This window comes from Clostridiales bacterium, from assembly GCA_018333995.1.
Taxonomy (GTDB): Bacteria; Actinomycetota; Coriobacteriia; order Anaerosomatales; family SLCP01; genus JAGXSG01.
Genome location: JAGXSG010000031.1, coordinates 37,543 through 60,069, shown reverse-complemented (window position 1 = coordinate 60,069; position 22,527 = coordinate 37,543). Strand labels below are relative to the sequence as shown.

General features: G+C 63.5%; 21 protein-coding genes. 20 read left to right on the top strand and 1 reads right to left on the bottom strand.

Going from position 1 to position 22,527, the window contains the following annotated elements:
• Positions 1 to 53: 53 nt before the first annotated feature.
• The 15 genes from aroC to recN all read left to right on the top strand — a co-directional run bounded on the left by aroC (position 54) and on the right by recN (position 14,531).
• Positions 54 to 1,205: a chorismate synthase gene (gene aroC / locus KGZ40_09000; GenBank protein ID MBS3957643.1), complete on the top strand. Its 1,152-nt coding sequence runs from the start codon at positions 54 to 56 to the stop codon at positions 1,203 to 1,205.
• Positions 1,202 to 1,729 carry a shikimate kinase gene (locus KGZ40_08995; protein ID MBS3957642.1) on the top strand — a complete coding sequence of 176 codons (528 nt, stop codon included), beginning with the start codon at positions 1,202 to 1,204 and terminating at the stop codon, positions 1,727 to 1,729. The genes aroC and KGZ40_08995 overlap by 4 nt, the downstream gene beginning before the upstream one ends.
• 1 nt (position 1,730) lies before the next feature.
• The gene (gene aroB, locus KGZ40_08990; protein ID MBS3957641.1) at positions 1,731 to 2,849 is read left to right on the top strand and encodes a 3-dehydroquinate synthase; all 1,119 of its coding nucleotides are present in this window, start codon (positions 1,731 to 1,733) and stop codon (positions 2,847 to 2,849) included.
• Positions 2,846 to 3,286, top strand: coding sequence for a type II 3-dehydroquinate dehydratase (gene aroQ, locus KGZ40_08985; GenBank protein MBS3957640.1), 441 nt, complete (start codon positions 2,846 to 2,848; stop codon positions 3,284 to 3,286). Before aroB ends, aroQ begins: the two co-directional genes overlap by 4 nt.
• The gene (locus KGZ40_08980) at positions 3,283 to 4,374 is read left to right on the top strand and encodes an aminopeptidase P family protein (protein MBS3957639.1); all 1,092 of its coding nucleotides are present in this window, start codon (positions 3,283 to 3,285) and stop codon (positions 4,372 to 4,374) included. Before aroQ ends, KGZ40_08980 begins: the two co-directional genes overlap by 4 nt.
• A 59-nt stretch (positions 4,375 to 4,433) precedes the next feature.
• Entirely contained in the window at positions 4,434 to 4,961 is a 528-nt protein-coding gene (gene efp / locus KGZ40_08975; GenBank protein MBS3957638.1) for an elongation factor P, read from the top strand.
• Between the two features lie 88 nt (positions 4,962 to 5,049).
• Positions 5,050 to 6,909 carry an acetyl-CoA carboxylase biotin carboxyl carrier protein gene (accB, locus tag KGZ40_08970; GenBank protein MBS3957637.1) on the top strand — a complete coding sequence of 620 codons (1,860 nt, stop codon included), beginning with the start codon at positions 5,050 to 5,052 and terminating at the stop codon, positions 6,907 to 6,909.
• 5 nt (positions 6,910 to 6,914) lie between these two features.
• The gene (gene accC, locus KGZ40_08965) at positions 6,915 to 8,294 is read left to right on the top strand and encodes an acetyl-CoA carboxylase biotin carboxylase subunit (GenBank protein ID MBS3957636.1); all 1,380 of its coding nucleotides are present in this window, start codon (positions 6,915 to 6,917) and stop codon (positions 8,292 to 8,294) included.
• On the top strand, positions 8,291 to 8,632 hold the full coding sequence (locus KGZ40_08960; GenBank protein MBS3957635.1) for an Asp23/Gls24 family envelope stress response protein: 342 nt from the start codon (positions 8,291 to 8,293) through the stop codon (positions 8,630 to 8,632). The genes accC and KGZ40_08960 overlap by 4 nt, the downstream gene beginning before the upstream one ends.
• 32 nt (positions 8,633 to 8,664) lie before the next feature.
• Entirely contained in the window at positions 8,665 to 9,102 is a 438-nt protein-coding gene (gene nusB / locus KGZ40_08955; GenBank protein ID MBS3957634.1) for a transcription antitermination factor NusB, read from the top strand.
• Complete coding sequence (xseB, locus tag KGZ40_08950) at positions 9,095 to 9,298, top strand: exodeoxyribonuclease VII small subunit (GenBank protein ID MBS3957633.1); 204 nt, start codon at positions 9,095 to 9,097, stop codon at positions 9,296 to 9,298. The genes nusB and xseB overlap by 8 nt, the downstream gene beginning before the upstream one ends.
• Positions 9,225 to 11,279, top strand: coding sequence for a 1-deoxy-D-xylulose-5-phosphate synthase (gene dxs, locus KGZ40_08945; protein ID MBS3957632.1), 2,055 nt, complete (start codon positions 9,225 to 9,227; stop codon positions 11,277 to 11,279). Before xseB ends, dxs begins: the two co-directional genes overlap by 74 nt.
• On the top strand, positions 11,245 to 12,039 hold the full coding sequence (locus KGZ40_08940) for a TlyA family RNA methyltransferase (GenBank protein MBS3957631.1): 795 nt from the start codon (positions 11,245 to 11,247) through the stop codon (positions 12,037 to 12,039). The genes dxs and KGZ40_08940 overlap by 35 nt, the downstream gene beginning before the upstream one ends.
• 3 nt (positions 12,040 to 12,042) lie before the next feature.
• Positions 12,043 to 12,894, top strand: coding sequence for an NAD(+)/NADH kinase (locus KGZ40_08935; GenBank protein MBS3957630.1), 852 nt, complete (start codon positions 12,043 to 12,045; stop codon positions 12,892 to 12,894).
• 17 nt (positions 12,895 to 12,911) lie between these two features.
• On the top strand, positions 12,912 to 14,531 hold the full coding sequence (recN, locus tag KGZ40_08930) for a DNA repair protein RecN (GenBank protein MBS3957629.1): 1,620 nt from the start codon (positions 12,912 to 12,914) through the stop codon (positions 14,529 to 14,531).
• Positions 14,532 to 14,537: 6 nt separating this feature from the next.
• On the opposite strand, the gene murJ is transcribed toward recN, so the two are convergent.
• Complete coding sequence (murJ, locus tag KGZ40_08925) at positions 14,538 to 16,091, bottom strand: murein biosynthesis integral membrane protein MurJ (GenBank protein MBS3957628.1); 1,554 nt, start codon at positions 16,089 to 16,091, stop codon at positions 14,538 to 14,540.
• A 267-nt stretch (positions 16,092 to 16,358) separates the two neighbouring features.
• Between murJ and KGZ40_08920 the strand changes: the two genes are divergently transcribed.
• The 5 genes from KGZ40_08920 (at position 16,359) to KGZ40_08900 (ending at position 22,525) form a co-directional block, all read left to right on the top strand.
• Positions 16,359 to 17,972: a CTP synthase gene (locus tag KGZ40_08920; GenBank protein ID MBS3957627.1), complete on the top strand. Its 1,614-nt coding sequence runs from the start codon at positions 16,359 to 16,361 to the stop codon at positions 17,970 to 17,972.
• Between the two features lie 2 nt (positions 17,973 to 17,974).
• The gene (locus KGZ40_08915) at positions 17,975 to 19,096 is read left to right on the top strand and encodes a M20/M25/M40 family metallo-hydrolase (protein ID MBS3957626.1); all 1,122 of its coding nucleotides are present in this window, start codon (positions 17,975 to 17,977) and stop codon (positions 19,094 to 19,096) included.
• Between the two features lie 128 nt (positions 19,097 to 19,224).
• Positions 19,225 to 20,352 (top strand): alanine dehydrogenase, encoded by a 1,128-nt coding sequence (ald, locus tag KGZ40_08910; protein ID MBS3957625.1) that lies wholly within the window; start codon positions 19,225 to 19,227, stop codon positions 20,350 to 20,352.
• A gap of 27 nt (positions 20,353 to 20,379) precedes the next feature.
• The gene (xerD, locus tag KGZ40_08905; protein ID MBS3957624.1) at positions 20,380 to 21,300 is read left to right on the top strand and encodes a site-specific tyrosine recombinase XerD; all 921 of its coding nucleotides are present in this window, start codon (positions 20,380 to 20,382) and stop codon (positions 21,298 to 21,300) included.
• Between the two features lie 142 nt (positions 21,301 to 21,442).
• The gene (locus KGZ40_08900) at positions 21,443 to 22,525 is read left to right on the top strand and encodes a BMP family ABC transporter substrate-binding protein (protein MBS3957623.1); all 1,083 of its coding nucleotides are present in this window, start codon (positions 21,443 to 21,445) and stop codon (positions 22,523 to 22,525) included.
• Positions 22,526 to 22,527 lie beyond the last annotated feature (2 nt).

Here is a 22,527-nt window from a genome sequence, read left to right as displayed (position 1 = left end):
GCGGGGAATCCGGTGGTAGAATCGTACACCCGACCCGCATACCGGAGGCGAGCATGCGATATCTCACGTCTGGTGAGTCCCACGGACGAGCGCTGACGGCGATCGTGACCGGCGTGCCCGCAGGGGTACCCATCGATCGCGCGCGTATCGACGCTGATCTCGTGCGCCGGCAGGCTGGATACGGGCGTGGTGGCCGGATGGCGATCGAAAGGGACCAGGCACTCGTGCTCTCGGGCGTGAGGTTTGGCCGTACGATTGGCTCGCCTATCACCTTGACCGTCGCTAACCGCGACTGGGACAACTGGACCGACGTCATGTCGCCTCACGGAGACCCCACCGATGCTGCGCGGGTGACCGCTCCCAGACCGGGGCACGCTGATCTGCCGGGCGTGCTCAAGATCGGATCGGATGACTGCCGGGACGTGCTCGAGCGTGCGAGCGCCCGGGAGACTGCGGCGCGCGTTGCGGCGGGAGGGGTAGCCAAGGCCCTGCTCGCTGAGGTGGGCGTACGGATTGTCTCGTACGTGCACTCCATCGGACCCGAGGAGATGCCGGCTGTCACAGATCCGGCGGCAGTTGACGTCGAGGCCGTGGAGAGAAGCGCCGTGCGCTGCCCCGACGCCGAGGCCACGAGCCGGATGTGCGCGGCCATCGACGCTGCTCGCGAGGCTGGTGAGAGTCTCGGCGGGACGTTTTTCGTGACCGTGACAGGACTCGTCCCGGGTCTTGGTACGTACGCCGAGAGCTCTGGACGGCTTGACGCCCAACTTGCAGCCGCCCTCATGTCGATCCCTGCGATCAAGGGCGTGGAGATCGGCGACGGGTTTGCCGCCGCGGCACGTCCCGGTTCTCAGGTGCACGATGAGATCGTCTGGGATCCGCACGATGGGTTCGTTCGCCGCACCAACCGCGCTGGCGGAATCGAGGGCGGGATGACCAACGGAGCGCCGGTCGTCGTGCGCGCCGCGATGAAGCCCATCCCCACGCTCATGCGTCCACTCGCGAGCGTGGACCTGCGCACGCATGAGCCGGTGGACGCCTCGACGGAGCGCTCGGACGTCTGCGCGGTGCCTGCCGCCGCTGTGGTTGGAGAAGCAGAAGTGGCGTTTGTGCTCGCGCGCGCTTACACAGAGATGTTTTCCTCGAGCTGCCTTGCCGACATGCTCGTTGCGCTCGGCGCGTATCGCGAGAGGATAGCACGGTGAACCACGTCTACCTTGTCGGGTTCATGGGATCGGGCAAGTCGACGGTAGGGCTCTTCGTGGCCGAGAAGCTCGGCATGCCGTTTATTGACCTTGACGCTCGTATCGAGACGGCGGCTGGTATGAGCGTCGTCGAGATGTTCGAGGCGCGCGGTGAAGAAGCGTTCCGCGCGGCTGAAAGCGCGGCGCTCGAGTCCCTCGCTTTCGAGTCCCCCTCAGTTGTGGCGTGCGGAGGTGGCATTATCCTGCACGATGCCAACCGGCGTGCGCTTCAGAAGACGGGGGTCGTGGTGTATCTGCGCGTGGGCGCTGAAGAGGCGATTGCGCGTATTGGAGACACGAGCGGGCGGCCGCTCCTTGCGCGGGGCGACGCCGTGACGATGGCGTCGACACTCCTCGGCGCGCGTGAGGCGCTCTACCGAGCGGTCGCTGATGTTACCGTGGACACTTCAGGTGTGGCGGCGCACGACGTGGCCGCCCGCGTCGTTGAGTGCGTGAGCGCGCTACTCGCCGAGAGGGGCGCGTGAAATGGCTCGCGAGATCCGCGTTCCGGTACACGTGCCTGGGGCCGGGTACGACGTGGTGATTGGCACCGGCGTACTCGATGAAGCCGGGCGCTGCGTGCGTGAGGTCTCCGGCGCGCACGCGCTTGCGCTTATCTCGGATGAGACCGTGTACCCGCTTTATGGCGAGCGCGTGGCTGCCTCGCTTGCCGCGGCCGGTTTTCGCGTCGCCGAGATCGTGATTCCTCCCGGCGAGCCGAGCAAGTCTTGGGAGCGGGCCGGTGCCGTCGTCGAGCGCCTTGCCGCCGAGGGGATCGACCGTACCGGCGCGATTGTCGCGTGCGGCGGGGGTGTTGTCGGCGATCTCGCTGGCTTCGTAGCGGCGGTCTACCTGCGCGGTGTCGACTACGTGCAGGTGCCGACGACCCTGCTTGCGCAGGTTGACTCTTCAGTTGGCGGCAAGACGGGTGTCGACCTGGCGGCAGGCAAGAACCTCGTCGGGGCCTTCAAGCAACCGCGTATCGTGCTCGCGGACACTGAAACGCTTCGCACGCTACCGGAAGCTGAGTGGTCGAGTGGCCTCGCGGAGGTCGCAAAGGCGGCGATGCTTGAGTCTCACGCGCGCGTGGCATGGCTGATCGATCACGCCGAGGCACTGATCGAGCGCGACAACGGCGCGGTCATCGAGGCGGTGAGAGGTGCCCTCGCGCTCAAAGTAGCGGTTGTCGAGGCCGATGAGCGGGAGTCGGGTGAGCGCGAGAGTCTGAACTATGGGCACACGCTCGGGCACGCGATTGAGCGGGTGGCGGGTTACGGGGCGGTACCTCACGGCGCGGCTGTGGCGGAGGGCATGCGGTTTGCCGCTTATCTCGCCGAGGAGGCCGTCGGCGCGTCTTTCGAGACGGGCGCGCTTCAGGAGCGACTTCTCGGCGCGCTCGGCATCAAGCGTCCGCACTACCCGCGTGACGCGGTCGCGCTGGTCGATGCGATGCGCTCCGACAAGAAGGCGCGTGGTGGCAGTGTCCGCTACGTGTTCGTGCCCGAACCGGGAGGCCATGTCGTCATCCCGGTTGATGAGACACTTCTTGTGCGTACGCTTACCCGGTGGTTGGAGAATCCCGAAGAAAGGGGCGCAGATCGGTGAAGATACTTGTCTTGAACGGTCCTAACCTCAACATGCTCGGCACGCGGGAGACTGATGTGTACGGAAGTGCGACGCTTGATGATATCGAGACACTTGTGGTCTCCCGCGCGTCAGCCGCCGACGTGGACGTGACGTTCTTCCAGTCGAACCACGAGGGTGAGCTCATCGACGAGATACACAACTCGGTCGGCGAGGTTGACGTGATCGTGATCAACCCGGGCGCGCTAACGCACTACTCGTACGCGCTGCGTGACGCGATCGCGTCGGTTGCCGTGCCAGTGATCGAGGTGCACCTGAGCAACGTCGCCGCGCGCGAAGAATTTCGCGCCCGCAGTGTCATCACCTCCGTGTGCACGGGTCAGATCTCCGGTTTTGGACCGATCTCATACGTGCTCGGCATCGAAGCGGCGATCTCTCTTGCGGAGGGCGGCCGGTGACGGTTGGAGCAAGAGTCGTGGCGTTGCGCGAGCGGCTTGTCCAGGTACCTCTCGATGCGATGTTCGTCACCACCGTCGCTAACGTTCGCTACGCCACCGGCTTTGCCGACGTGTTCGATGACGAGGCGGCGGTTGCGGCGCTGGTCACGCACGACGAGGCCGTGCTCTTCACCGACAGCCGCTACGTGGAGGCGGTCCGTAGCGCCGCCGATGGGACACCGTGGGAGGTCGTACTCGCTACGGGCCCGCTTTTCGAGCCGGCGCTCGAGCGGATTGCGGCGTCTGGCACGAAGGCCCTTGCGCTGGAGTCTGGGCTCCCATACCGGCGTTATCGCATGATCGCCGAGCGTTTCGAAGGTCGCCTCGAAGTGCTTGACGATGTGATCGAGCAGCTCCGCGAGGTCAAAGATGCTGAAGAGACGGCCCGGATTGAGGCGGCGTGCGCGCTCGGCGATCGTGCGTTCGACTACGTACTCGGTGTGTTGGCGCCTGGGCTTCGCGAGATCGATGTCGCGCTCGAACTGGAGGTCTTCATGCGCCGCAACGGTTCTGAGGGCCTCGCCTTCCCGAGTATCGTCGCATCTGGTCCGCACTCCTCGATGCCGCACGCTGGCGTTACGCACCGCGTGCTCGAGCAGGGAGACGTGCTCACGATGGACTTTGGAGCGCGAATCGGCGGGTACTGTTCTGACATGACGCGAACGGTGGTTCTCGGCACGGCAACCGAGGAGGTTCGTCGCGTCCACGCTGCGGTTCTCGAGGCACAACGCACTGGCGTCGCGGGTGTTGCGGCGGGCAAGACAGGGATCGAGATCGACGCGGCCGCTCGCGATGCCTTAGCGCGCGTTGGTCTGGCGGAACACTTTGGCCACGGACTTGGTCATGGGGTGGGACTCGCCGTCCATGAGCTGCCGAGCGTGTCCCAGCGAGGTGAGCGCGTTGTCAAGGCGGGAAGCGTCATCACTATTGAACCGGGCGTCTACTTGCAGGGACGCTTCGGTGTTAGAATCGAGGACTGTATCGTTGTGGAAGACGGGGGGTGCCGGGTGCTCACACGCTCACCCGCGGAGCTCATAGAGCTCAACTAGGCACCCTGGGCAGGAAGGTAACTCACGTGGCAGTTTCAACCAACAACCTCAAGAACGGCATGTGCGTCATGCACGATGGCAAGATGTGGATCATCGTCGAGTTCCAGCACGTCAAGCCGGGCAAAGGCGGGGCGTTTGTGCGCACCAAGCTCAAGGAACTCAAGACAGGCCGTGTCGTGGATGTGACCTTCCGTGCTGGCGAGAAGCTCGAAGACGTCCGCGTGGAAACAAAGCGCATGCAGTATCTGTACAACGATGGCGCCGCGTTCCACTTCATGGACCAAGACACCTACGAGCAGGTGGAGCTCGGCGGCGATTTTGTTGGCGCTGGCGCACAGTGGCTCAAGGAGAACGATGAGGTGCAGATTGTGACCGCCGGTGGCGAGATGATCGGCGTCGAGCCGCCGATGTTCGTAGAGCTTCAGGTCACCGGGACCGATCCAGGCTTCAAGGGAGATACCGTTCAAGGGGGCACCAAGCCCGCTACTCTCGAGACAGGCGCGGTCGTGCAGGTCCCGATGTTTGTTGAGCCCGGCGACGTGCTCAAGATCGATACCCGCGACGGCCGGTATATCACCCGCGTCTAGTCCTAGGTATACTATCGTGATCACGACCGGTTCCGGTTCATGCGGGACCGATTCCTCTTGCCCGCCGCAACTCGGAGGGAATGACGGTATGCGACCAGTCCACATCATGGATACCACGCTACGTGACGCGCACCAGTCGCTGTGGGCGACACGGATGCGCATGGCCGACATGCTGCCGATTCTCCCCAAGATGGACTCGGTCGGGTACTGGTCGCTTGAGGTGTGGGGCGGCGCGACCTTCGACGCGGCACTGCGCTTTCTCGACGAAAACCCGTGGGAACGCCTTCGCGCCATCAAGAAGCACTGTCCTAGGACGCCCCTTGAGATGCTGTTGCGCGGTCAGAGTCTCGTTGGTTACCGGTTGTACTCGGACGAGATCGTTAACAGATTTGTCCATGCCAGCAAGCGTAACGGGATCGACGTCTTCAGGGTATTTGACGCGCTGAACGACATCCGCAATGTCGAAGTGGCCGGAGCGGCCGTCAAAGAGTGTGGAGGCGTGTTCGAAGGCGCGATCAGCTACACGGTCTCACCGGTGCACACGCTCGACTCCTACATCGAGTACGCGCTTGAGCTCAAAGCCATCGGCGCCGACACGATCGCGATCAAGGATATGGCTGGGATGCTGACGCCGTTTCGCACTGAGAAGATGGTGCGTGCGCTCAAGGAAGAGGTCGGCCTTCCGGTGCACCTGCACTGTCACTACATTGGCGGCATGGCTCCGATGAACTACCTCAAAGCGGTGGAGGCGGGTGCGGACATTATCGACACCGCCGTCGTCGCGTTGGCGTTTGGCAACAGTCAGCCAGCTGTCGAGATGATTGTGGCCGCGCTCAAAGAGAGCCCGTACGATACCGGAATCGATCTCGACTTGCTCTTCGAGATCGCCGAGTACTGGGAGAACGTGCGGATAAAAAACAAGTTCAAGCGCGGTGTGACCTCACTCATGCACATGGAGGTTTTCAGCCACCAGGTTCCCGGCGGCATGCTTTCCAACCTTGTGAGCCAACTTGAGCAGCAGAAAGCGGCGGACCGCCTTACCGACGTGCTGAAAGAGATACCCAAGGTCAGGGCCGAGGTCGGTTTTCCGCCGCTTGTCACCCCGCTCTCGCAGATCGTTGGCACTCAGGCCGTCATCAACGTGCTCACCGGCAAGAGGTGGGCGGTCGTGCCCCAGGAGATGAAGGACTACATCCGCGGACTGTACGGTAAGGCGCCGGGTCAGATGGATGCGGAGATCGTTGCGAAAGTGCTCGGTAAGGAAGAGCCGCTGGGGCCGGATGTTAGGCCCGGCTCTTTTGCCACTACCACGTACGCAGAGGTCGAGGCGGAGATTGGTGATCTCGCGCGCAGCGAGGAAGACGTGCTCATGTACGCCCTCTTCCCTAACGAGGCGCGTGCGTACCTCACGTCGCACCAGGAGGGTGTCGAGGGCGCGGTGTTCATGATGAGCCAGGAGTATGAAACCGTCAGGGAGGAAGATTCCGTGGACGTGAACCAGATCCGGGAACTGATCAAGATCGTCGAGGCGAGCGACATCAGCGAGGTCATCGTGGAGGAAGGCGGCGCGAAGATCGTAGTGCGTAAGGGCGGCGCGTCCGCGTACGTCGATTCACCCGCCCAAAGCCCGGCCTCCGCGACACCCGCGTCAACCCCGGGTTCCGGTGACACCGCACCCCGCGACACGAGCGAGCGGCCCGCTACATGGAGGCAGCTTGTAGCACCGATGGTCGGCACGTTCTATCGCTCCCCATCGCCCGCGACTGACCCGTTCGTCAACGTGGGGGACACCGTCGAGACGGGCCAGGTGGTGTGTATCCTCGAGGCGATGAAACTCATGAACGAGATCACCATCGAGGAGGACGGCATCGTCCGCGAGATCCCGGTAGCCGATGCGGATCCCGTAGAGTACGGCACGGTGCTCTGTTACTACGAACCCCTCAGCTGACGGAGATGTTCTCCAAGATCCTCATAGCCAACCGAGGCGAAGTCGCGCTGCGTGTCATCCGGGCGTGCAAGGAGATGGGTGTTGTGACGGTCGCGGTCTACTCGGAGGCCGACCGTGACTGTCTGCACGCCCGCATGGCCGATGAGTCGGTGTGTATCGGCCCGGCGCCTTCGGTATCCAGTTACCTCAACATGCCCAACATCATATCGGCCGCGCTGACCACGGGCGCTGAAGCGATTCACCCCGGATACGGCTTCCTCGCTGAAAACGCACGGTTCGCCCGTGCGGTTGCTGACAGCGGTCTTACGTTTATCGGTCCAGCGCCTGAATCCATAGAGAAAATGGGCGACAAGTCGGTCGCCCGCGAGACGATGGCGGCGGCTGGCGTACCGTGCGTGCCCGGTTCCGACGGCGCGGTGGACACGCCTGAAGAGGCCCTCGCGTTCTCCGAGAAGGTCGGCTTCCCTGTGCTTATCAAGGCGTCCGCGGGTGGCGGCGGCAAGGGCATGCGCGTCGCGGAGAACGCAGGAGAGCTCGAGAAGAACCTGATTGCCGCCAAGAACGAGGCTGCGGCGGCATTTGGGGATGACACCGTCTACATCGAGAAGTACCTGAAGCGGCCGCGGCACATCGAGATTCAGGTCCTCGCTGATACCCACGGCAACGCCGTCTACCTGTTCGAGCGCGACTGCTCGGTGCAAAGGCGCCACCAGAAGCTCATCGAAGAGGCGCCGAGCCCGGCTCTTAACCCGGAACTTCGTGAACGCATGGGTCAGGCCGCCCTCACGGCCGTGCGCGCTGTTGATTACGTAAACGCGGGCACGGTCGAGTTCCTCCTCGACACGGACGGCGAGTTCTACTTCATGGAGATGAATACGCGCGTGCAAGTCGAGCATCCGGTGACTGAGCAGATCACCGGCGTCGACATCATAAAAGAGCAGATACGCATCGCCGCTGGCGAGCCGATGAAACACGCCCGTCAGGATGACATCGTCATGCGCGGGCACGCCATCGAGTTTCGCATAAACGCAGAGGATCCCGAGCACGACTTCCGTCCCACCCCTGGCCTCGTAACCGTGTTCAACCCGCCTGGAGGTTTTGGTGTGCGCTTCGACAGCCACCTTTACTCGGGATATCGTGTTCCGCCGCACTACGACTCGCTGCTTGCGAAGCTGATAGTGTGGGGAGAGACGCGAGCCGAGGCGATAGCGCGTGCCCGTCGCGCACTCGATGAGTTCATCGTCGTCGGCATTCCCACGACGGTCCCCTTTCACCAGGCGGTCATCGAGACCGAGGCGTTTAGGAGCGGCGAGGTCTATACTGACTTTGTTGACACGCACATGTCCGATCTGATCTGTGCTGGAAGGGGCGAGAAGGGCCGATGAGTGAAGAGATCCGCCTACCGGGGCTCACGATCGCCCCTTCAGTACTCGACACGATCATCACCCTGGCGGTCAACCAGGTAGAAGGCGTCGCGTTCGCGTCGAGTGGGCAAGGCCTTGGCGGACTCGTGAATCGAGCGGCCGGCAAGGCCGTCGAGGTCTCCTCGGCAGAGGACGGCGCGGTCACTGTCAGTGTGCATATCACCGTGCGTTACGGCATGCCGATCCATACCGTGGCTCGCACCGTTCAGGAAGCGGTCGCCGACTCGATCCGCAGCCAGGTGGGAACCAAGGTTGACTCGGTCGATGTCTACGTGGACGGTATCGAGTTCCCCCAGTGATATCGATGGGATCCGACGGGCCGGCCGGCAGGATGCAGGAGCGGAGCAGGGGTCGGCGACAGGCGCTCCAGATTTTGTACCAGAGTGATGTCACCGGGTCCGAGGTCGCGGACATTTTCGATTCAGGTACGTACAGCCGCGAGGATGGTGAGCCGTCCGAGTTCTGCAAGGAGCTCGCACTGGGTACCGCAGAGCACCTTTCCGAGATCGACTCAGCGCTTGGAGCGACGTCGAAGCATTGGGTCGTGTCGCGGATGCCGTTTGTTGATCGCAACATCTTGCGTCTCGCGACGTATGAGATACTTTTCTGCGAGTCGATCCCGGCCTCGGTCTCGATCAACGAGGCTGTCGAGATGGCGAAAGTCTACGGCGGAGAGGACTCATCGCGCTTTGTGAACGGGGTTCTCGGCAAGATTGCCGAGCGCGCCGTTGATCCTGGTGAACAGAGAGTGGAGGATCTCGGTGGCTGACGAGCGGTATACGTTCGCGCAGGCGCGGACGCGTCTCGAGGAGATCGTCGTCCAGGTCCGCAAGAAGGACTGCTCGCTCGAGAAGAGCCTCGATCTGCTCGAGGAGGGCGTGCGGTTGGCTAATGTCTGTACGGAGCTCTCGGATCACACGGAGTGGCGTTCCGTCGCCGAGCCGCGCGAAGAGGAACCATCGTGACCTTGGAGATGACCGATCGTTGAGCGATCAGCGCATCCTGGAGACGATTTCGGCTCCGTGTGATCTTGCGGGCCTCTCGGCAGAGGAGCTTGCGGTACTTGCGCGTGAGATTCGCGAAACCCTTGTCTCGACTGTCGCCAAAACAGGGGGGCATCTCGCGCCCAATCTCGGTGTTGTTGAACTCACGATCGGCTTGCACCGTGCTCTGAAATGTCCCACGGATGCGATCGTGTGGGATGTCGGTCATCAGTCCTACGTCCACAAGCTGCTCACCGGCAGGTTGGAGCATTTCGAGACGTTGCGTCAGTACGGCGGGGTGTGCGGGTTTCCGAAACGAGCGGAAAGCGAGTTCGACTCGTTTGATACCGGCCACGCGTCAAACTCGCTCTCGGTCGCGTTGGGGATGGCCCTGGCGCGCGATGCGGCGGCCGTTGACGCGACGGTGTGCGCTGTCATCGGAGACGGTTCGATGACCGGGGGGATGGCGTTTGAGGCGCTCAACCACATCGGCCACTTGGGCACGCGTCTCGTCATCATTTTGAACGACAACGAGATGTCGATTGCGCAAAACGTGGGCGCTCTTGCGAGTTACCTTGCGCGCGTGCGCCTCGATCCTCGCTACAATCGCCTCCGTGACGACGTCGAATCCGCGCTGGCTCGCACCCGCATCGGAGCTGCGATGGTGGCTGCGGGCGAGGCGGCGAAAGAGTCGGTCAAGCAGTTGCTTGTTCCTGGGATGCTCTTCGAAGAGCTTGGTTTGAAGTACGTCGGACCCATCGACGGCCATGACATCGACGCGGTCGAGTCGGCCGTCCGGCGGGCGGTGAAGGTCGACGGACCGGTGATCATCCATGCTGTCACCCGCAAGGGCGCCGGTTACACGCACGCCGAGGACAAACCCGACACCTTCCACGGCATCAGCCCGTTTGTAGTCGAGACCGGCAAGGTCAACGGCTCTGCCGGTCCGATCTCCTACACTGAGGCCTTTAGCAGAGCGCTTGTTGCCGAGGGCGAGCGCGATGAGCGCGTGGTAGCGATCACTGCGGCGATGCCGTCAGGCACGGGTCTCGACGCGTTTGCCGCGCGTTTCCCGGAACGCTTCTTCGATGTTGGCATTGCGGAGCAGCACGCGGTAGGTCTTGCGGCCGGGCTCGCGGTTGGCGGGCGTTTGCCGGTTGTGGCGATCTACTCGACGTTCATGCAGCGCGCCTACGACCAGCTGATCATGGACGTAGCGCTTCAAGACCTGCACGTCGTTTTCTGTCTTGATCGCGCGGGACTTGTTGGAGAGGACGGGCCGACCCACCATGGCGTGTTCGACCTGACGTACCTGCGGTCCGTGCCCAACCTGCTCGTACTGGCGCCTGCAGATGAGGCGGAGCTCGTCTGCATGTTGCGAACCGCGCTTGCGGCGCGCGGCCCGGTCGCCATCCGCTATCCTCGTGGCACCGGAACAGGTGTGCCGCTTCCCAGCGAACCCGAGGTGTTCGAGGTCGGACGAGCCCAGGTGCGCAGGCGCGGCAGCGATGTCGCCCTGCTTGCGATCGGACGGATGACGGGCGCGGCCGAGGCCGCCGCTGATCTGCTCGCGACTGATGGTGTGGCGGCAACCGTAGTCAACTTGCGCTGGGCCAAGCCGATCGATCTTGAGACGGTGAGCGACGTTGCGGCAACGCATCCGTTGCTCGTGACGATCGAGGAGAACACAGGAGTTGGCGGAGTGGGGTCGGCGGTGCTTGAGGGACTTTCAGATCTCGCGATTGACGTTCCTGTCATGCGTCTGGCGGTACCGGATTGTTTTGTAACTCACGGCGCGATGGGCACGCTTCTCGCCGAGGTAGGCTTGACCCCCGAGGGGATACGCGCAGCGGTTCTTGGGAGGCTTGCGGATGGACGGCTCGGGGAGTCAGCGCTCACAGCGCATACGCGAGATGAGGCAGTGACCCATGGCACGACGCCGAGTAGACACGCTCCTCGCTGAGCGAGGCATTTTTGCCTCGCGCGAGCGCGCCCGCGCGGCTGTGATGGCCGGTGAGGTTCGGGTCGATGGCCAGTTGGTGACCAAGGCCGGCGAGCGGGTCGATCCTGACGCGCCAATCGAGGTCACGAGCGCTCCCCGGTTTGTTTCTCGGGGAGGGGAGAAGCTTGTTGGCGCCCTCGAAGTTTTTGGGATCGATGTGACCGGTGTGCGTGCGGTGGATGTCGGGGCGTCGACGGGCGGATTCACCGACTGTTTGCTTCAGCGTGGCGCCTCCACGGTCGCCGCTGTTGACGTGGGGTACGGTCAGCTCGCGTGGTCGCTTCGCACTGACAGCCGCGTGACGGTGTTTGAGCGCACAAACATCCGAAGCGTCGATGCGGCCGCTATCGGCGCGCCGTTCGACCTCGCGGTGGTCGATGTGTCGTTTATCGGGCTTCCCAAGGTGATGCCGCATGTGGTTGGGTTGCTCGGCGATCGTGGTCAACTGCTCGCGCTGGTCAAACCTCAGTTCGATGCCGGTAAGGGCCGAGTGGGAAAAAGGGGTGTGGTACGCGATCCGTCGATTCACGCAGAGGTGCTCGAAGCGGCGACACAGGCGGCTAGGAGAGAGGGGCTCGTGGTGCGCGGATTGACGTGGTCGCCCCTGAAGGGCCCGAACGGTAACATTGAGTTCTGGTTGTGGGCCGGACGCGACGGAGAGCCTGCAACCGCCGACATCGCGGCCATCGTTTCAAGCGCGCATCATGAGTTGGGAGTGTGACCGATGCGGGTACTCGTGGTTCCAAACATTGCTAACACAGCCGCAGTCAACGCCGCGCGTGAGCTTGCGGCGTGGCTCACGCGCTCCGGTGCGGTTCCGCTTCTGGTCACAGACGATGCCGTTGCGTGTGATCTGGGGGCGCACGGTGTTGAGCGCTCAGACGTCGGGGCGCCGTCACTCGTCGTCGCGCTCGGCGGCGACGGAACCATTCTGAAAGCGGTTCACCTTCTCGGCACGATGGAGGTGCCGGTTCTCGGCGTGAACCTCGGCAGGCTTGGGTTCCTTGCCGGTGCGCGCGCCGAGATGCTGATGGAATCGGTAGAGGCCGCGCTTGCGGGCGAGGGGCGAATCGAGAGGCGGGGAACACTCGAAGCGACGGTACGCGTGGATGGCCGGGAAGCGGGCACGTACCGTGCGCTGAATGAGGTGTTCTTGGGTCGAGGCTCCGACCTTCGCGTAATAGACGTTGGGATCGCGGTGAACGGATCTCAGATGGCCCGCGTGCGCTGTGACGGAGTCGTGGTCGCCACGTCCACCGGCTCCACCGCGTACGCACTCTCCGCTGGCGGGCCGATCGTCTCTCCTGAGGTCGCGTGCGCCGTTGTCGTCCCGGTGGCGCCGCACACGGTGCGCAGCCGTCCGCTCGTGGTGAGCGCTAGCGACCACGTCGAGCTCGTTCTCTACGATACGGCCACCCGAGAGGCGCGTGTGGCGATCGACGGCGTACTCATGCCGTGCGACAGTGACATCGGCGCGGTCTCGATAGTGCGAGGCGCGCATGACGTGTTGATAGTGAAGCTCGACGGCCGCGACTTCTTTGGTGTCGTTGCCGCGGAGTTCCTCGGGGGTCCGTGATGCTCGAGGAAGTGCACGTGGCCGGTTTAGCGTCTATCGACGAAGCATGGATCGAGTTCTCTCCCGGGATGACGGTTCTTACCGGTGAGACTGGTGCGGGTAAGACCGCGCTCCTCGGCGCGCTCAAGTTGCTTGTGGGAGAGCGTGCGGACTCGGGTATGGTTCGCGAGGGCGCGGCGGAAGCCCTTGTCGAGGGACGTTTCGTGGTGGATGGCCGCGAGATCGTGGCACGCAGGCGCGTGGCTGCTGATGGGCGCTCGCGGTGCGTCATAGACGGGCAGATGGCCACTGTTGGCGCACTCGCCGAATCACTCGGACACCACGTGGACTTGCATGGACAACACGAGCACCAGTCGCTTCTGCGCGTCGCGCGACACGCCGGATACCTCGATCGCGCCGCGGGCCCGGACACACTGCGGACCCGCGACGAGTACCGGGAGGCGCGAGAGGCCTATCTTGCCGCGGTCAGGGAGTACGAGACCCTCGAGGCACAGGTCGCCGAGACGCTCAAGGCCGCGAGCTACCTGAGATTCGTGGCCGATGAGATCGACGCGGTCGATCCGGCGGACGGTGAAGACGACGAGCTCGCAGCCCGGCTGCCCGGACTCATGCACGCCGATCGCCTCTCGGCGGCGTGCGCGACAGCCCGCGAGGCGCTACGGGGGGAGGAGGGCGCGTCTGACTCGCTTTCCGCTGCGTACGCGGCGCTCCAGCGCGTGTCGGGTCTCGATCCCGCCCTCGACACGCACACCGATAGGCTCGGAGCGCTGATCGCCGAGTGTGACGATCTCGGCCTCGAGCTCATGAGGTACGCAGATGGCATCGAGCATGACCCTGCTGTGCTCGACGCGGTGCAGTCCCGCCGAGCAGCGCTAGCGGGCCTGATGAAGAAGTACGGCCCCACTCTCGTTGAGGTACGAGCGGCACGCGACGATGCTCTTACACGGCTCGCGATGCTCGATGAGGGAGAAGGTGGGCTAGCCCAATCCCGGGAGCGTGTGTCACAGACACGCGAGGGGCTGGAGGCTGCGGCCATGGCGCTCGCCGCGGCTCGCGCGGCTCACGTACCGGTGTTCACCGAGAAGCTTGCGGCTTCTGTCGCCGAGCTCAACATGGCCGGTGCGAGATTCGCTGTTGGCATGGAGGACAGACCGTTCGAGTCGTGGGGTCCGGACGGCCCGCAACGGATCGAGTTCCTGTTCGCGCCTGCCCGCGGGGACACACCCCGGCCGCTCGCCAGGATCGCGTCAGGCGGCGAACTCTCACGGGTCATGCTCGCGCTCAAAGGGGTGCTCGGCGACGCTGATGACGTGCCCGTCCTCGTGTTCGATGAGGTCGACGCGGGTATCGGCGGCGCCACAGCGCTTGCCGTGGGATCGCGGCTCGCTCGTCTTGCCGCGAATCATCAGGTGCTCGTCGTGACTCACCTGGCCCAGGTGGCCGCGTTCGCCGACCATCACCTCGTCGTCCGGAAAGAGGAGTCGGACGACCGTACGGTCACGCGCGTCGAGCCGGTCACGGGGGATGCGCGCATCGCTGAGATCGCCCGGATGCTCTCGGGTGAAGACGGCAAGACGTCTCGCGCTCACGCCGAAGAGCTTCTCGGCCAGGCGCGGGAAGTGCGAGGGGTGGCGTAAACGCGGTCAGCTGCCGCGAGTGACGAGCTTGCGTACGAGGCGCACGCCGGTCGCTACCTCATGGACGCGCATGAGCCACGCGAGCGTGTAAGTGACGCCGAGTCCGGCCACACCGGCGCTGATGACAGCGAGCGCCGCTACAATGGGGCGGCTGTCCGGGTTGCCGATCGCGCTTGCCAGTAGGTATGCGCACGCAGCGCCGAGGATCGCGGCGATGGTGACGCGCGCGATGTGCCAGACCGTGGATCGCATCTCGAGCCCGCCGACCCTCGAGCGCAAGATGAACAGCAACACGGCGAGACTTATGGCGAAGAAGATGCCGTCGGCGATGGGAATCCCTATCAGACCGAGACCGGCCCAACCCGTGACACCGCCGGCGAGGACCGCGTACAGGCCGATTTGAACGCCCGTGAGCACAAGGTTGGTGATCGCGGGTGTGCGGGTGTCCTTTAGCGAGTAGAACGTTTTGAGAACGAACATGAATCCGGCAAAGAAGAACAAGCCGGCTGCCCACCACACGAGCACCTCGGCTACGACAGGGATGTCTGCCGAGGTAAAGCGTCCTGCCCTGTAGAGCGTGATGAGGGGCCCTGAGAGCGCAATGAGCATTGCGGCCATCGGGATGATGATGAGCGCTGTCGTGCGCATGCCGGCACGGAACCGCTCGCGGAACCGCTCCCACTCCTCGCGTCCCGCGCTCTCGGAGAGTTCGGTAAATATGGCGGTGGCGAGCGCGACGGCGAAGATCCCGTATGGCAACTGGTAGAACATCCACGCGTACATCAGCGTCGCCGGTCCCGCCGGCGATACCTCAAACGCGAACGCGTGGCGAAACGAGACCGCGACGACGTTGGTGATCACGTAGACGATGGCCGGAAGCGCCATCTTGCCTATCGCGCGCATTCCGGGGTGCGAGAAGTCGATCGTTGCCGTGTAGCGCACCCCCGCTTTGATGAGGCTTGGCAGTTGCACCCCAAACTGCACGAACACGCCGAGGGTCGTACCGATGGCGAGCGCAACGAACGCGAGATCCGGGTCGCGCGGGTAGAGCGGGACGTACACGCCGAGCAATGTCACGATCACGACCACGTTGTTGAACACGGGACCGAGCGCTGGCCACAAGAAGAGGCGTTGCGCGTTGAGGAGCCCCTGGATGACCGCTCCCGCTCCGTATGCGAGCACTTGGATCGCGAAGAAGCGGAAAAACGCGGTCGCAAGCGCTGCTTCCTCAGGTGCGACCCGGAATGTTTGAGTGCGGACGACTTCTGCCGCGAACATCGTTCCAAGGATGGACACGGCGGCGAGCGCGAGGACCGTGAGGTTAAAGAGTGAGGAAGCAAACCGCCACGCGTCTTCCCGGCCGGCTTTGGTCATGCGCTCGAGGAAGACGGGAATGAACAGTGACGAAATCACGCCTCCCGCGACGAGTTCGTAGAGCATGTTGGGGATGTTGTTGGCCACGCTGTACGACGCCGCGAGCGCTGTCACGCCGAGCGCGTACGCGATCGCCCACGTGCGAATGAAGCCTGTCACTCGCGAAAGCGCGGTCGAGGCGGACATGATGGCGGTCGAACGGGCTACACTGGGTGTCGCGATCGCTGGCTCCTCGGATGCGCCGCGTGGCCGCGACGGCTGGCGAGAGTCTCTCCGGGCGCTATTGTAGCCGTTCGGAGCGTGCAGGACGCGTTTTGTGAAGCGGTATTCTCCCACGTCGCAACGGATCACCGTAAACGGCTGCGATCCGGTGTCCCGCTTGGGTCCTCACACGGTTAGAATGGCTGAGGGACATCATCGAGAACCGAGGCGGACGGAGGCTGACACGCTCACATGGCCAAGCACATCTTCGTGACCGGTGGAGTCGTGAGCTCGCTTGGCAAGGGCATCACAGCCGCGTCACTCGGCAGACTGCTCAAGTCCCGCGGTCTCAAGGTCACCATCCAGAAGCTCGACCCGTACTTGAATGTCGATCCCGGCACGATGAGCCCGTTCCAGCACGGTGAGGTCTTTGTCACCGACGACGGCGGCGAGACTGACCTCGATTTGGGCCACTACGAGCGATTCATCGACGAGTCGCTCGCACGCGAGTGCAACGTCACCGCTGGCTCGGTCTACCAGACCATCGTTACCAAGGAGCGCCGCGGCGATTTTCTCGGCGGGACGGTACAGGTGATCCCACACGTCACCAACGAGATCAAAGGCCGCATCATGCGCCTCGCCGAGCAGACCGCTCCCGATGTGATCATCACCGAGGTGGGCGGCACGGTGGGCGACATCGAGTCGCTTCCGTTCCTCGAGGCGATCCGTCAACTGCGCAAGGATGTCGGCTCACGCAACGTTTGCTACATCCACGTGACTCTTGTGCCCTACATCGACGCGAGCTCGGAGCTCAAGACCAAGCCGACTCAGCATTCCGTAAAGGAGCTGCGCTCACTTGGCATCCAGCCGGATTTCATCGTCTGCCGCTCAGACCGCCCGATCGACGCTGGCATTCGCCGCAAGATCGCGCTCTTCTGTGACGTGGAGCCTAAAGCGGTGGTGAGCGCGCAGGACGCGCGCTCGATCTACGAGGTCCCCTTGCGCCTGCGCGAGCAGCAGCTCGATGAGATGGTGATAGACCGCCTCGGCCTTGCCTGTGGTGAGCCGGACATGGCCGAGTGGGACCGGTTTGTTGCCTACTCGGCGTCGCTTGCCGACAGTGTAGAGATCGCGCTCGTGGGCAAGTACGTACAGCTGCCCGACGCGTACCTCTCGGTCACAGAAGCTCTCGACCATGCGGGCATCTACCATAACCATAAGGTAAACGTGCACTGGGTTGATGCGGAGAGCCTCACGCCTGAGGAGGTCGAACAGGTTCTCTCGGCGATGGACGGTATCCTTGTGCCGGGAGGGTTTGGAATCCGCGGAATTGAAGGCAAGGTGCGGGCGGCGCGATACGCGCGGGAAAACGAGGTTCCATACTTTGGGATCTGTCTTGGGATGCAGGTGGCGGTTGTCGAGTTCGCGCGCCACGTCGCGGGTCTAGACGGCGCGAACTCCGCCGAGTTCGACCCTGTCACTGAGCATCCAGTGATCGATCTTATGCACGACCAGCACGATGTGAATGACCTTGGCGGCACGATGCGTCTCGGCGCGTATCCATGCAAGGTCGCTTCCGGAACAAAGGGATACTTCGCGTACGGCGAGGAGGTCATCTACGAGCGTCACCGGCACCGCTACGAGGTGAACAACGCGTACCGTGACCGGTTGACCGGCGCGGGGCTTGTCATCAGCGGCGTGAGCCCGGACGGTCGCCTCGTCGAGATGGTGGAGCTGCCGGGTCATCCATGGTTCGTCGGCAATCAGGGTCATCCCGAGTTCAAGAGCCGCCCCACTCGCCCGGCACCGCTGTTCCGCGAGTTCATCGGCGCGGCGGTGGCGCGCAAGCACGCGGCGGACGGGTAGCGATGTCTGCCGAGCGGCTGCTCGAGACATTCCTCGCGCTCGCGCGCATCGACAGCCCGTCGTTTGCCGAGGGCGCACTTGCCCGGCACTGCGCGTTGGTGCTGAGTGAGATTGGTTTCACCGTTCGCGTCGACGATTCGGCGCGCGTAACCGGTTCTGACACGGGCAACATCGTTGCGACGCTTCCCGCGGTCGATGCGTCCGCGTCCACCCTGGTCCTCTCGGCGCACCTCGATTGCGTCCAGCCGTGCGAAGGTGTGGAACCGGTGGTGCGAGACGGCGTGATCCGCTCGGCGGGTGAGACGGTGCTCGGCGCGGACGACAAGGCGGGGATCGCGGCGATCATCGAAGGCGTCACACGGGCGATGGAACGCGGAGTCGCGCACGGTGAGATTCGTGTTGTGCTCACGGTCGCCGAGGAGGCAGGGCTTTCCGGAGCCAAGGCGCTCGATCTTGACGCGGTGAGGGGCGATCTATGCCTTGTGCTCGACGCGGACGGGCCGCCGGGAGGTATCGTTGTGGGAGCCCCCACGCACCACACCTTCGTCGCGAAGTTCTCGGGTGTCGCGGCACATGCGGGCGTGGCGCCCGAGAAGGGCGTTTCGGCGCTCCTGATGGCGGCTGAGGCGGTGCGCGCGATGCCACTCGGAAGGCTAGACCTGCAGACGACGGCCAACGCGGGAACGTTGAGGAGCGGTTCAGCCACCAACGTGGTACCCGCGACGGCAGAGCTCACGGGGGAGTGCCGCTCGCTCGATGACGTCCGAGTCGAAGAGGTCCGCCAAGCGATGGACACCGCGATGCGCGAAGCCGCAGCGCGGCACGGGGGACGTGTCGAGATCGCGTGGGAGCGTCAGTACGGTGCGTTTGCCGTTCCCGCTGATGCGCCGGTACTCGCTGTCGTACGCGACGCGTGCGGGGATATCGGAGTCGAGCCGCGGCTCTTCACCACCGGCGGTGGGAGCGACGCGAGCGTGTTTGCGGCTTCGGGCGCGCCGACGCTGGTGCTTTCATGCGGAATGCATGACGTGCACTCCGCCTCAGAGTCGATCGCACTCGCCGACATGGAGGCACTCGCGGCCCTCGTCGAAGCGGTTATCTCGCGACTCGCACGGCCGCGATAGAATCGGTCACTCCGCCGGGTGTCTTCGTATGCATGACGTGAGCTACACTATGCGAAGAGCACCGCACATCTTGCCGGAGCGGCAGGATGTGGAAAGTCACATTACCGTTCACTGAAAGGACGCGACTTGTGATCATCGGCATCCCCGCAGAGATCAAGAACAATGAGTTTCGCGTGGGCATGACGCCCGGAGGCGTCGCTGAGTTCGTGGCACACGGGCACGACGTGCTTGTCCAGTCGGGCGCGGGCATGGGTTCTTCCTTCACCGACGAGCAGTACGCCGCAGCCGGCGCCAAGATCGTCGCCACACCGGATGAGGTCTTCGCTGGTGCAGACATGATCATCAAGGTCAAGGAGCCCCAGGCTCTCGAGATCGAGAAGTTGCGTCCGGGTCAGATCCTGTACACGTTCTTGCATCTAGCGCCCGATCTTCCCCAGACGGAGGGCCTCGTCGCCTCTGGCGCGGTTTGCATCGCGTACGAGACCGTAGAGCTGCCCAGCCATCAGCTCCCGCTACTCGCTCCGATGTCGGAAGTCGCCGGACGTATGGCCGCCCAGGTTGGCGCCGCGTATCTGCAGAAGCCCAACGGCGGCCGCGGCGTGCTCATGGGCGGAGTCCCGGGCGTGCCCCCAGCGAAGGTGGTCGTTCTCGGCGGCGGCGTGGTGGGAACCAACGCCGCGTACGTGGCGATGGGCATGGGGGCGGATGTGACGATCATGGACGTGAACCTCGATCGCCTTCGTTACCTCGATGAAATCTGGGCAAACCGCATCAGGACGCTGTATTCGAGCAAGCACAACGTCGAAAAGATCGTGACCGAAGCCGACCTCGTGATAGGCGCTGTGCTGCTTCCAGGAGCCAAGACGCCGTTCCTGGTGACTCGTGACATGTTGCCGAGCATGAAGCCCGGCGCGGTGCTTGTGGACGTCTCGGTCGATCAGGGCGGCTGCATCGAGACGACGAGGCCAACAACGCACGCGGACCCCACCTACGTTGTTGACGGCGTGCTTCACTACGGCGTTGCCAACATGCCCGGCGCCGTTCCGCACACCTCCACCCTCGCGCTCACAAATGCCACGCTTCGCTATGGGCTCGCCATCGCCGACAAGGGTTGGAGACGAGCGGTTGCCGACGATCCCGCGCTCGCAAAGGGCGTGAACGTGCTTGACGGCCAGATCACGTATCGGCCCGTGGCCGAGGCTCACGGAATGGATTTCACCCCCCTAGAGGAGATCATCGGTCATCTCGACGCCTAGTATGCTCGCCTGTGTATCATCGTGAATATGCGACCCGCCACAGGACACCCATCGATCGAGGAGTTCCTCGCTCATCTGGCGCTCGAGCGAGGTTCGCCCGCGAACACGACCAGCTCGTATCGGCGCGATCTTTGCCGCTATCAGCGGATTCTTGCCGCTCGCGGGGTCGACGATCCGTCGTGCGCCACGCGTGATGACATCGCCGCGTTCATCATCGCCGAGCAGACCCGGGGGCTTGCGCCTGCGAGTGTCGAAAGGTCGGTCGCCGCGGTGAAGAGTTTCCATCGCTTTCTTGTTCGGGACGGCCTTGCGGACGCCCAGCCGGCAGCGACGGTCCCGCTCCCGAAGGTTCCCCTGAAGCTTCCCGGATACCTGTCAATCGAGGAGATCGAACGTTTGCTCAGCCAGCCGTTTCCGGCATCACCTGCGGGCGCGAGGGACCGCGCTTTGCTTGAGGTCTTGTACGGATGCGGAGTGAGGGTAAGCGAGTGCGTGGGACTCGACCTTGGTGACCTCGACCAAGAGCGCGGCGTCGTCCGTGTGCGCGGGAAAGGGGGCAAGGAGCGAATCGTGCCCCTTGCCGGTGAGGCGTCTCGCGCCCTGTCGGCGTATCTCGTTTCCGGCAGGCCGCATCTCAGGACGAAGAAGACCTCGCTTCGCATAGATCCTGCCGCCGTGTTTCTCAGTGTCCGAGGCACTCGTCTCACCCGTCAGGCACTCTTTCGTATCGTGAAACGTTACGGAAATCAGGCCGGGTTCGACATTCATCCTCATACACTCCGTCATTCGTTCGCGACTCACCTGCTCGAGGGTGGCGCGGACCTGCGCGCGTTGCAGGAGATGCTTGGCCATGCGGACATCTCGACGACTCAGGTTTATACTCATGTGGACATCACACATCTGAGGGAGGAGTATCTGTCCACTCATCCACGAGCGCGGCTGCGGTGATAAACCGCCGCCACTCGTAGACATGTCGAACACGCAATCTGGAAAGGGGACCAATCGGGAACAATCTGCTCAGTGTGCACGGCGTCACGGATGTGTAGAATGTATACCGGTAGGCATGTTGTGTATGAAGGAGGAGATGCATGTGAACTCACGTCTCAGGAAGGCTCTCGCGTTGATGCTCGTGTTCGCTCTTGCCACAGTCATGACCGTAGGCTGTGGACCCGCTGAGCCCGCCGAGCCAGGCAACGGCGAGGCTGAGGCACCGTCGGTCGACTTCAAGGCCGCGATGGTCACTGACGTCGGCGGACTCGGTGACAAGACCTTCAACGACGGGACATTTGCAGGACTCGAGCGCGCACGCGATGAGCTCGGGGTAGAGGTCCGTGCGCTCGAGTCAAATGAGATCGCTGACTACGAGCCCAACATCGACGAGCTGGCGACGGCTGGGTACAATGTCATCTTCACGGTCGGGTTTCTTATGACCGAGACTACAGCCAAGAAGGCTCCCGAGTATCCGGATATCACGTTTGGCGGCATCGATCAGTTCTTCGAGGCGCCGGGAGATAACTTTGCCGGTCTTCTCTTCAAGGAGCAAGAAGCCGCGTATCTAGCGGGCGTTGTGGCGGGCCTTGCGACGCTTGACAGGGAGCTCGATCCTCGCATCAACGACCAGAACACTATTGCGTTTATTGGCGGAATGGATATTCCGCCGGTCGAGCGATTTGAGGTTGGGTTCATAGCGGGCGCCAGGTCGGTCAACCCGGATGTCGAAGTGATCACCTTGTACGCGGGGTCGTTTGACGACAGCGCCAAGGGCAAGGAACTCGCGCTTTCCGCCATTGGGCAGGGCGCCGATGTGGTCTTTGCCGCGGCTGGCTTGACTGGACTCGGCTCGATCACGGCCGCACAGGAGGCCGGAGCGCTGTTCATCGGCGTTGACGTCGATCAGTACGAGACGGTTCCTGACTCCGGCGACGTCATGCTGACGTCGGCCATCAAGCGCCTCGATGTCGCGGTATTCGAGACGGTTAAGGCTGCCCTCGAGGGCACGTTCGTTGGCGGCGAGAACCGGACCTTTGGGCTTGCCGAGGATGGTGTCGGCCTCGCTCCGTTCCACGAGTTTGAAGACAACATCTCGCAAGACATTCTTGATGCTGTCGAGGCAGCGCGTACGGCCGTGATCGACGGAACGGTCACGGTACCGGCCACCAGGGCTGAACTGTAGGG

Excerpts from the sequence above, each read along its gene's own strand:
- murJ (MBS3957628.1), bottom strand. The coding sequence starts at position 16,091 with ATGTCCGCCTCGACCGCGCTTTCGCGAGTGACAGGCTTCATTCGCACG.
- dxs (MBS3957632.1), top strand. The coding sequence starts at position 9,225 with ATGTCTGTACGGAGCTCTCGGATCACACGGAGTGGCGTTCCGTCGCCG.
- xerD (MBS3957624.1), top strand. The coding sequence starts at position 20,380 with ATGCGACCCGCCACAGGACACCCATCGATCGAGGAGTTCCTCGCTCAT.
- KGZ40_08940 (MBS3957631.1), top strand. The coding sequence starts at position 11,245 with ATGGCACGACGCCGAGTAGACACGCTCCTCGCTGAGCGAGGCATTTTT.
- KGZ40_08920 (MBS3957627.1), top strand. The coding sequence starts at position 16,359 with ATGGCCAAGCACATCTTCGTGACCGGTGGAGTCGTGAGCTCGCTTGGC.
- KGZ40_08960 (MBS3957635.1), top strand. The coding sequence starts at position 8,291 with ATGAGTGAAGAGATCCGCCTACCGGGGCTCACGATCGCCCCTTCAGTA.
- KGZ40_08935 (MBS3957630.1), top strand. The coding sequence starts at position 12,043 with ATGCGGGTACTCGTGGTTCCAAACATTGCTAACACAGCCGCAGTCAAC.
- efp (MBS3957638.1), top strand. The coding sequence starts at position 4,434 with ATGTGCGTCATGCACGATGGCAAGATGTGGATCATCGTCGAGTTCCAG.
- aroC (MBS3957643.1), top strand. The coding sequence starts at position 54 with ATGCGATATCTCACGTCTGGTGAGTCCCACGGACGAGCGCTGACGGCG.
- aroB (MBS3957641.1), top strand. The coding sequence starts at position 1,731 with ATGGCTCGCGAGATCCGCGTTCCGGTACACGTGCCTGGGGCCGGGTAC.
- accB (MBS3957637.1), top strand. The coding sequence starts at position 5,050 with ATGCGACCAGTCCACATCATGGATACCACGCTACGTGACGCGCACCAG.
- nusB (MBS3957634.1), top strand. The coding sequence starts at position 8,665 with ATGCAGGAGCGGAGCAGGGGTCGGCGACAGGCGCTCCAGATTTTGTAC.
- accC (MBS3957636.1), top strand. The coding sequence starts at position 6,915 with ATGTTCTCCAAGATCCTCATAGCCAACCGAGGCGAAGTCGCGCTGCGT.
- KGZ40_08915 (MBS3957626.1), top strand. The coding sequence starts at position 17,975 with ATGTCTGCCGAGCGGCTGCTCGAGACATTCCTCGCGCTCGCGCGCATC.